The following is a 4,379-nucleotide window of genomic DNA, read 5'->3' as shown; positions in this document are numbered from 1 at the left end:
GAACTTCGCTCGATGTGCGGCACATGCCGTATCGTGTCTCTGTATGAAACTCATTACCCATTACCCATTAGAAAATACCCATTGAAAATTGATTTCCATGCCCTTGATAAAACCGTACGAAAAAGTTGTTTTTATTTATTATTTATGTTATAATATTATCGGATGGTTTCCTTTTTGATAAAATAAGGAATCGAACCGTAGGGCATACCGTTTTCGATCGTTTCACCGGCGGGCGGTGAGTACGGTATGTACGGAGGAGTGAGCGTTATGAAAAAAGCGATTTTTGCCGCTGCGGCGGTTTTTTTCGGTTTCGTCTTTTTATCCTGCAGCGATGTGTTCGGCGGCAGAGAAACGGATGGTATTGCCTTTACGGTTCCCCCGTTAGCGCCGCAAAGCGCTTTGTCCCATGCGAGGGCGGCAGCCGGAGGCGCGGAAGGACCGTGGTCGATCTACGGCTTTTTGTTCGGTGAAGATGCCGATCCTGTCGAAATCAAAAATATTGGTAATGGGCAGTTCACTCCGCCGAGCGCGGGCGAAGCGCAAGGGTACAAGGGACTCATTCAAGCCGTGTCGCGGAAGGGAGTCGATATATCGCGTCCGCAGCCGCTCTTTTTTCAGCGCGTACAAGCGAAGACGAAATGCTTCGTATGCGTCCTCGTCACGTATACGACTTCCGCTAAAATGGAGCATACCGTCTTTTCCGGGATTTCGCCCGAGTCCCTTGTGAATTGGGCTGGAGCAAACTACTATTTTACCGATAATTTTTATACGCCCGATACGGGAGAAAACGATATTTCCCTTACGCTGAAAAGAAATGAAAGTGCGCCCGTTTATTTTGCGACGCAAAACGGAGTGGGTGTCATAAACTCATACGGCCAAAGCACATATTCTCCGCAACAGAGTACGCCGTATAAGCCGACGCATTTTTACTGGAGTCACGGCGGTGATAGGACGGGTGCTTTGCGTGCGGTACAGGATTTACCGCCGGACGAAGCGGGTGTCATCATATTGATGGACGATGTCGACGTTTCCGGCATAAGCGCTCTGCCGTCGATTTCTACGAGCGACAACAGAGTAAAACATTCCGTTGATTTCGATTCGATTTCGGGAAAGCGATGCAAAATCAAGGCGAACGAGTTTTCCGTTTCCAGCGATAGATATCTTTCTTTTAGAAATATCCTGATTGCCGCCGACACGAATTCCGTTAAGATAAACGAAAAAGGCGAGTTGCGGTTCGGCGGAGCGGTAAGCTTGGGTGCGGGGACGGAGATAAATTTTACGAACTCGTCGCTTGCGGTTGAGATCGGACGCATCATCGTAACGAGTCCCCTTTTCGGCGAAGTCGGAAAAGTAAGCGTATCGTTTGCAGATCCGGCTACCAAGGACGATATGAAAGATTATGTAAAAACGCACCCCCTTGTGCGTGACGATACGGGAAGTACGGATGTACCCGCCTGTTTCGGTTCCGCGGTAACGGTCACATCTGTGGCGTCATCGCTGTCTTTTACCGCACGGTGGAAACGTGTGGGCGGAAATTCGTGGGTGCTGGAAGCCCGCGATTGAGCGTGCTTTATCCGAACGAAGGAGTCGTACGATTGAGCGTACCGCCGTACAAGGGTGTGCGGTTTTGCTGCAAACGCGGTGTATGTATATCGTAAAGTTATTGTAATAAAGAGAGGAGATGTGAATGAAAAAAATGTGTGTCTTGCCGGCCGTCTTTGTGTTGTGCGTTACGGCGTATGCACAGCGTGCGGATTTTGTTACCCGCCTCATTGCCGCGGATAAAGCGACGTACGGGGAAGTGTGCTATCTTTCGGCCGTGTATCAGGGCTTCGTCGGCGAAAACGCTTCGTATGAGGATGCGCTCCATGCCCTCGTACAAAAGGGGCAGGTGAATTTCCGTGCCGATGTAAACGGAGCGGTAACGCTGCAAGAGCTTTCTTGGCTGATGGCGAAATTGTGGGATATCAAAGGCGGGCTCATGTACCGCGCGACAAAGCAGTCAGCGCGCTATACGTTCCGCCAGTTTAAAGTCGACGGCATTCTTCCTGCAACTGCCGATCCGTCCAAAAAGGCATCGGGCAGCGACGTATTGAATATGTATACAGCGTGCTTGCGGACATACGGAGGCGCCGAATGAAAAAGATTTTGTGTACGGCGCTTGCCGCGCTTATGCTTGTGCCCCTGTGTGCGTTCGATTGGGGCGGTAAACTCAACACTACAACGAAGTATCAAGGGAAAAAAATCGGTTCGCTTTTTTGGTACGAAAGCGCCGGAGCGCACGCGTGGCTTACGACGCCGATAGGCGAACAGCTGCGCTTTGCCGCCGACGCTTCGTACGAATTCCGCTACGATCAGGACGGCGATATCGTAAAGAATATCGTCGATATAAACCTGTTAAAATTGACGGGAACCTTTCATGTCGGTAAAACCGGTATGTTCGAATTCGGTGCCGGCCGCTTTTCGCTCAGCGATGCGACGGGTATTGTCTTCAGCCAGATAAATGACGGCATCTATGCGAAGTATTCGCTGCCTATCGCTTCGGTAAGTATGTACGGCGGCATAACGCGGCTGCTCAACAGCCACGATGTCGTGATCCTTCGGCGCTTTTCCGATACGACGGTCAAACCCGAAGACGCGTCCGCTGTCTATGTATTCGGCCCTTCGTACATTCCGCTCGGTTTTTCGGTGAACTTTCCGTCCCTGTTTTTAAATCAGGATATCACGCTCGAAGAGTGGACATGTATCGATTTTTCCGGCGACGCCTATCATCGGCTCTACGGTACGCTGATGTTTTCCGGCCCGATTTTGAGCAATCTGTTTTACGCCGCATCGACGACGCTCGGTACGGAAAACGTGAGTACGATTTCCAATTTGACGAAATTGTCGCTGTCGTTCTATCCTGTCAAAAAAGCGTCCGTCGCATTTTCCGGCGTATACGCTTCGGGCAGTAACGGTGCGCTCGATCCGTTCCGCGGATTTTCATCGCAGACTGCGGTTTTGGCGTCGGAAACGGCAGGCTTCAGTACCGAATATGACAGCAAAATCAAAGCGATGCTGTCCGGCTCGTATACGTTTTTGTCGAAGGTTTACGTTGCATCGTCACTCGCCCTCGTATTCGCGTGTCCTGAAACGGTTTCGTACAACGGCTTTCAATGGCGGCTCGATGCGATGTGGAATATTTTCCACGATTTGCAGCTTTCCGCGGGTATGTATCAATATATAGGCAAAGACAACGAAAACGATAAGATTTGCTGTTCTTTCGGAGGAACGTTTGTATTTTAATCGCAACCTATATTTTCGGATGCGATAACGATAAGTATTGACAACTGGAGGTTGTTTATGAATTTTGCTGCGGCAATCAAAAAATCGGTTTGCGCTGCGCTTGCGGCGTTCTGTGTTGCGCTTCCGCTGTGCGCGGCGTCGGCGACGGTCGTCTCTGCGGAAGGCAAAGTGGAAGTAGAGCGGGGCGGTACGTGGGTTCCGCTTTCCGCAAACGATACGGTTTCTGAAGGGGAAATCATTTCGACCGGATTTAAATCCAAAGCGATGCTCCGGTATCAAGGTTCGGTTTTGCATCTCGGCGCGTTGACGCGTGTTACACTCGAAAAGCTTGCTGCGAGCGAACAAAACGATACGGTTGCCATCTATTTGAATACGGGAGCGGTCAAATCTACGGTGCAGCGGACTGAAAACAGGCGTGTAAACTACACGGTGCGAAATCCCGTTGCCGTCGCTTCCGTGCGCGGTACCGAATTCGATTTCAGCGGGGACGGTTCGATTGCCTGTACGGAAGGAGCGGTTGTCGTCTACAGCGGCCGTCTATATAACGCATCCGCCGTGAGCGAAGCTCCTGCGGAAGGCGAGTCGAACGCTGCAACGCGCGCGACCGATATAGCGCCTGCAGCTCCTACCGGTGCCGTCGTTGTACTGCAGGGACAAGCCGTAGCGTTTTCTTCCGACGGTATGAGCGCAACCCCCGCGCAGTCGGCCGCCGCCGCCGCTTCCCAAGTGGCAGCTACGGTCAATACTCCTGCTGAAACCGAGCGCGTCAGTACCGGTACCCCGAGCGCACGGACTGCTGCTGCCGGCGAATCGATACCGGGAAATGTCGGTACGATTAAAGTGAGTGTTTCGTTCAGCGATTGATGTATAACGCGTTGTAGAGTAAAAAGAGTTTTGTGAAATACATAAAACGGCCGTATCGGAAGCGTACGATAACAAACGATTTCCGGTACGGCTTTTTTATTCGTTAAAATACACATACAAATTTTTCCGTTCCGCTTTTCAAATTACGCATTTCGTGTTATACTGTATCCCAATACAAGGAGATAAGATTGAATCCTTTTGAATTGAATAATACTCTGTTACCCCCCCCC

At 50.8% G+C, this 4,379-nt stretch carries 4 protein-coding genes; all 4 read left to right on the top strand.

Going from position 1 to position 4,379, the window contains the following annotated elements; translation table 11 throughout:
• Positions 1-267: 267 nt before the first annotated feature.
• The 4 genes from HMPREF0860_RS10170 (at position 268) to HMPREF0860_RS13390 (ending at position 4,149) form a co-directional block, all read left to right on the top strand.
• Positions 268-1,563, top strand: coding sequence for a hypothetical protein (locus HMPREF0860_RS10170; protein ID WP_038082002.1), 1,296 nt, complete (start codon positions 268-270; stop codon positions 1,561-1,563).
• Positions 1,564-1,687: 124 nt separating this feature from the next.
• Positions 1,688-2,140: a hypothetical protein gene (locus HMPREF0860_RS10165; RefSeq protein ID WP_021331664.1), complete on the top strand. Its 453-nt coding sequence runs from the start codon at positions 1,688-1,690 to the stop codon at positions 2,138-2,140.
• Complete coding sequence (locus HMPREF0860_RS10160; RefSeq protein WP_021331673.1) at positions 2,137-3,285, top strand: hypothetical protein; 1,149 nt, start codon at positions 2,137-2,139, stop codon at positions 3,283-3,285. The genes HMPREF0860_RS10165 and HMPREF0860_RS10160 overlap by 4 nt, the downstream gene beginning before the upstream one ends.
• Before the next feature lie 57 nt (positions 3,286-3,342).
• A complete protein-coding gene (locus tag HMPREF0860_RS13390) occupies positions 3,343-4,149 on the top strand; it encodes a FecR family protein (protein ID WP_021331679.1) in 807 nt (268 codons plus the stop codon).
• Positions 4,150-4,379: the final 230 nt, after the last annotated feature.

Origin of the sequence: Treponema socranskii subsp. socranskii VPI DR56BR1116 = ATCC 35536, from assembly GCF_000468115.1 — a bacterium.
Lineage (GTDB): Bacteria > Spirochaetota > Spirochaetia > Treponematales > Treponemataceae > Treponema_D > Treponema_D socranskii.
This window is presented reverse-complemented; position numbering and strand designations above follow the sequence as displayed.

Excerpts from the sequence above, each read along its gene's own strand:
- HMPREF0860_RS10170 (WP_038082002.1), top strand. The coding sequence starts at position 268 with ATGAAAAAAGCGATTTTTGCCGCTGCGGCGGTTTTTTTCGGTTTCGTC.
- HMPREF0860_RS10165 (WP_021331664.1), top strand. The coding sequence starts at position 1,688 with ATGAAAAAAATGTGTGTCTTGCCGGCCGTCTTTGTGTTGTGCGTTACG.
- HMPREF0860_RS10160 (WP_021331673.1), top strand. The coding sequence starts at position 2,137 with ATGAAAAAGATTTTGTGTACGGCGCTTGCCGCGCTTATGCTTGTGCCC.
- HMPREF0860_RS13390 (WP_021331679.1), top strand. The coding sequence starts at position 3,343 with ATGAATTTTGCTGCGGCAATCAAAAAATCGGTTTGCGCTGCGCTTGCG.